This is a genomic window from Microbulbifer jejuensis (genome assembly GCF_047289955.1).
Lineage (GTDB): Bacteria > Pseudomonadota > Gammaproteobacteria > Pseudomonadales > Cellvibrionaceae > Microbulbifer.
In genome coordinates this window covers 1-4,746 of sequence record NZ_JBLBUB010000062.1, presented here as the reverse complement: position 1 = coordinate 4,746, position 4,746 = coordinate 1, and the positions used below count along the sequence as shown (strand labels likewise).

General features: G+C 45.7%; 3 protein-coding genes and 2 pseudogenes. 3 read left to right on the top strand and 2 right to left on the bottom strand.

Annotation, left to right across the window (positions count from 1 at the left end; all coding sequences use genetic code 11):
* The first annotated feature begins 113 nt into the window (after positions 1 to 113).
* Complete coding sequence (locus tag ACL7TT_RS20380; RefSeq protein ID WP_413398012.1) at positions 114 to 440, top strand: tetratricopeptide repeat protein; 327 nt, start codon at positions 114 to 116, stop codon at positions 438 to 440.
* 293 nt (positions 441 to 733) lie between these two features.
* Here ACL7TT_RS20380 and ACL7TT_RS20375 read toward each other — a convergent pair.
* Both ACL7TT_RS20375 and ACL7TT_RS20370 read right to left on the bottom strand, forming a co-directional pair.
* A pseudogene (locus tag ACL7TT_RS20375) lies at positions 734 to 1,048 on the bottom strand (transposase); the annotation flags it as partial.
* Between the two features lie 155 nt (positions 1,049 to 1,203).
* Positions 1,204 to 1,542 (bottom strand): annotated as a pseudogene (locus ACL7TT_RS20370) (phage integrase N-terminal SAM-like domain-containing protein); the annotation flags it as partial.
* A gap of 629 nt (positions 1,543 to 2,171) precedes the next feature.
* On the opposite strand from ACL7TT_RS20370, the gene ACL7TT_RS20365 reads away from it, so the two are divergent.
* The gene (locus ACL7TT_RS20365; RefSeq protein ID WP_413398011.1) at positions 2,172 to 3,176 is read left to right on the top strand and encodes a hypothetical protein; all 1,005 of its coding nucleotides are present in this window, start codon (positions 2,172 to 2,174) and stop codon (positions 3,174 to 3,176) included.
* Between the two features lie 183 nt (positions 3,177 to 3,359).
* Positions 3,360 to 4,445 carry an IS5 family transposase gene (locus ACL7TT_RS20360; RefSeq protein WP_413398010.1) on the top strand — a complete coding sequence of 362 codons (1,086 nt, stop codon included), beginning with the start codon at positions 3,360 to 3,362 and terminating at the stop codon, positions 4,443 to 4,445.
* Positions 4,446 to 4,746: the final 301 nt, after the last annotated feature.

Genomic DNA, 4,746 nt, shown 5'->3' with positions numbered 1-4,746 from the left:
AGTGGAGAAAACTCCGGGGCTTTGACTGCCTGGCCAAGGTCATCACCGGAGTGAAGTTCAAAGATGGAGAGGAGGTGTCAACAGCCGACCAGAGCGCTGCTTAATCTGGCTTTTTGAACACCAAAATTGACAATAACTCATATTTTGAGATAAGAACTGGCGATAAAATAACTAATTCAGACGTTCTTAATCGATTGGCTAGGATATATTTCCATGTCAACGAGCATACAGACTGGGCATTGGAACTGCTAAAATTGAATGTAAAGATATTTCCTGATGATGGCAATCTATGGGATAGCTTGGGCGAAGGTTATATTAAAGTAGGGCAAACAGATATGGCTCTTTCCAGTTTTAAAAGATCGTTGGCAATAGCCCCCAAAAAAAATTGTCGTTGGTGCAAAAGTGCACAAGAAAATATTAACAATCTAACGATAAAGTAAACTCATAACAAATAAGGGTATGTTGCGCTTGCCGCAACATATCTGGTTATTGAGGGAGTCCGACCAGCTCTATTCATATAAATAAATCGAAGGGAACTGAATTTTGGAAGGTTGACGTTAGTCTCGGACCCTTTTTGCGGACGAACATTAGCCTCACCCGAGAGGCGAAAAAAATCATTGTCACATCGCGTATTAGTTCCTTTGTTTAAGGCATATTAATCCTCGCGGTGGTGGCGTCCGTGCGCTCGCCGCTTTTATCCGGGCTGGGTTTTGCGAGGATAAAAAACGGTCACTCACATGACTCTGTGGCAGTGAGGGCAAGACAGACTTGCGCCTTTTGTCGTCGGTGGTGTTGACCTTCGTACCTTCAGCACCCGCTGTAGGATACGCAGAACGGCTTTTGCGTTGCCATACAGGTAACCATAATCTCGTGCGCGTTGAAAGCCTTTTGACAAACAGTGTTGCAGGATCAGCCTGATAAACTGCTCGCCGGTTACTGTACAGGTTTTCCATTGATCGATTTTGGCATCGCGGTAGCGAAAGGCCACGTTGCAACCGTTATCGGACAAAATGTTGGTGTTACTAATGACGCTAAGATACAGATAAGGGCAAACCCATGCGGAAACAGGTGAGAACGAAGGTCTGGTAGCGCCGTTCGCGGGTACCGTTGATCAACCGCTCCAGCTCTTTGAAAGTCAGCACATCGGGAAGGTGTCTCTCTTGAGGGGGTCTGATAATATCTACCCACTGCCAGTCGCGCTTACTAGTAAAGCAGGAGGGGGAGAATACCCCTCTGCCAGGATCGTATGAGGCATGGATGCCGATTTCGAGCGTACAAGGATGTATTCACAGCGTGTCCTGGGAGAGGGGTATTCTTTCCTTCCGACCCGGTAGTAAGTACGTGCTTGTAAAAGAACTGAAGGCCATTGCGATCCCCCTTTGCCGTTGGCCAGGAGTGAGTACTGATGAGTGGCTCAAAATATTCCTCAAGCTGCCTTTGGGCGAGAGTGTCGGGCGGGCTGTCAAAGTACTCGCAGACGCGCCGTATGGCATGGCTGTATAGATCAATGGTCGATTCGACTTTGCCCTGGCGTTTGAGTGCGCTAAGATGTTGTCGCTACAGTGAATCGAATCGTTTCTGCTGTGCTTTGTTCATAAAGATATTCTTCTAGTTGTCGTCCTCGGGGGTGAGTACATAGGGGAATTATCTTTATTTCAGCGGAGTTACCTTTGCCGCGTAGTGGCTTCGTTCAACAAACGTCGGCACAAGCACGCACTACGTGCGCTGGACTCGCAACAAGTTGCTCACCTGTAAGAAAGGTGTTAAGTGGTAATATGAACTTAAGTCTTAAACAAACACATAGCGAATGTGGCTGGCATCAAAAAGCCATATTAAAGAGTAAACTTTGTGTCTGTTTTCATTGTCTTGGTATTTTTACTTATTCAGAAATTGCTGGCTGGATAGATGAGCCAGAGGACTGCCAATGCGGCCCAGGAAGAACGGTACTGTGTCCAAAGTGCAATATTGACACAGTGTTATCTGAAAGTGAGAATTATGAAGTCAATAAAGATCTTCTAAACAAAATGAACAAAGAGTGCTTTTAAGTCGGGGTTATTAGTAGCACTTAACAAGGCTGCGCAAATCGGCCGCTGCGAGGTCTGGACTGGCGGGCTACGCCAGTCGCTTTTGACAGCGGCGTTAGCAACACTCAAGTAAGCAAAGGAGAGGCAATGAAATTTATAGTATTTTTTTTTATAATATTATGGAGTCATAATTCTTATTCTGAGGACTCTTTTAAGATTTTTATTTCCCTATCAGGAAATGACTACAATGAGGGACTTACAAATTCGCATCCCATAAAAACCCTCTCGCGAGCTCAAGAGGTTCTTGAATTACACGACCCCGATCTACCCATAGAGATCCATATAAATCAAGGAACTTACTATCGTCAGTCAATTGTTTGGACCTATACTAATGGCCACTCAATTACATTTACACCTGTCAATTTCACAAATGAAAGACCTGTCTTTGATGGAGGCGGCAATATAAACACTTGGTTTACATTAAGTAAATCAAATAGATCATCGAGTAATTTGAAGTTTAGATATATTAAAGTCCAAAATTATCACACGGCCATGTCGTTTGAGGGTAAAAGAAATTACGTGAGTAATTGGAACTCGGAAAATGAGTTGTATGGCATGTTTTTTTATAGGGTCGGAGGAAAGTATACTGATTTTGGAAACTCTACAGCCGCTGTACGTTTTGTAAACTCTCGCAGCAACTCAATTGCTAATACGCACTTCGTAGATATATTGAATAATTCGGCAGGTGCATCTGCAATTCATGCAATATATTTTGCTCATTACTCGTCGCATAATGAGGTTTTAAGAAATCGTTTCCTAGGTATCAACGGGGACCCAATAAAGGTCAGAGATGAATCAAACTATAATTACATAGCTGATAATCGCTTTTATTCCTCTGGGAGAATTGCTTTTTATCAGGGGTGGTACTGTAATGCTGACACTAGAGGATGGAATCTAGACGGAAGTAACCCCGGGGGATGTACAAAATCAACTGGAGAATGCCCGTCCATTGGCAATGTATTTCGTAGCAATTATCTATATGGCGGTTATGGTGGAGCAATTAAGGTTTTTGATATACGAGAAGGCGACAATTATTGTGGCCCACTAAGCAGCTCAAGATTGAGAACATCGAACAACGTAAAATACTATTAAGCCATTGCTAACAAGGTGCTCAAAAGTGACCGCGTGCTGCGGCGCTTTAGCTAAGTGTTCTGTTTCCAAGTTACCCATAAAAAGTAGACACCTCACTATCTCCTAGCAGGATGTTGAAATAGGCTCATGTATTTACTGGCTTTGGTACAATGCTTGGGCCGATACCCCACAATGAGATAGTGTATGCGCGGTGCAGATATTACGCAGGAAGCTTTGTTCACCACTGTTAACCTGGAAGAATTTGTCCCCAAATTCCACCTACTGAGAAAGATTCGTCAGGAATTTAATTTGGCATTGCAGCGTATCGACTGGCTGCTCGACTGCGCTTATGCACCGAACGGCAAGGAGTCCATCCCCCCGGAGCGATTACTGCGAGCCCTATTTCTACAGGTTTTATTCAGCGTGCGTAGTGAACGCCAGCTGATGGAACAGACACGCTACAACCTATTATTCCGCTGGTTCGTTGGCCTCAGTATCGATGATAAGGTGTGGAATCATTCCACTTTCAGCAAGAATCGTGACCGTCTGCTTGCCCACGATATTATTCTTACCCTGTTCGAAGAAGTGGTGCAGATAGCTAGGCAGAAGCAACTGTTGTCGGAAGAGCATTTCAGCGTTGATGGCACCTTGATTCAGGCGTGGGCCTCGCAGAAAAGTTTTCGTCGCAAGCAGGACAGCGACGACGATGAGGGCAGTGGCAGCAACAGCGAGCGGGATTTCCACAAGGAAAAGCGCAGCAATGAAACGCACGAATCGCGCACCGATCCAGAGGCTCGGCTGTACAAAAAATCCAAAGGTGCTGAAGCCAAGCTGGCCTATTTGGGTCACACCACCATGGAAAACCGTAATGGCCTGATCGTACAGGCGGCGGTAACGCAAGCCAATGGCTGCGCTGAGCGGGAAGCAGCCGAGCAGATGCTGACGGAGCTGCCGGGCTCACGACGCAAAACCGTTGGCGCAGACAAAGGTTACGACACTCGGGGATTCGTAGCCGCCTGTCGTGGTGCCAATGTAACTCCGCATGTGGCCCAAAATACCAAGCGCCGCGGTGGCTCCGCTATTGACGGACGCACCACTCGGCACAGCGGATATCAAGCGAGCATGAAGGTACGCAAGCGAATTGAGAAGGGGTTTGGTTGGGGCAAAACCATTGGTCTGATTCGCCAAGTAAAAGTCCGCGGGTTAGCGCGGGTCAAGGAGGTATTTACCCTCACCTTTATCGGCTGGAATCTAACCCGAATAAGCAATTTACAAAGGGGATCCGCTTAATGGACGGAGAAGCAGCAAAAGTAGCGTTAAGGGGGCGTGTATTCAGCCAAAAGCCGATTAAAAATCCATCAAAATAGAACAAAGCAGCTCTTCCTCGAGTTTTTTGGCTTGCTAGAAAATTTTTCTAAATAATACTTCCCGATTTCAACAGCCTGCTAGGGAAGCTCTGAGCAAGTTCAGGAATTTGTAAAAAATCAGCTTTTTCGTGGATTTTCCTTATTTTGGAAAAATAATTGCTCGAATTTTCATCTATCTTCGGCTGCAACCCGCCTCCTGGCGAATCGTAGACGCACCTCTCCTA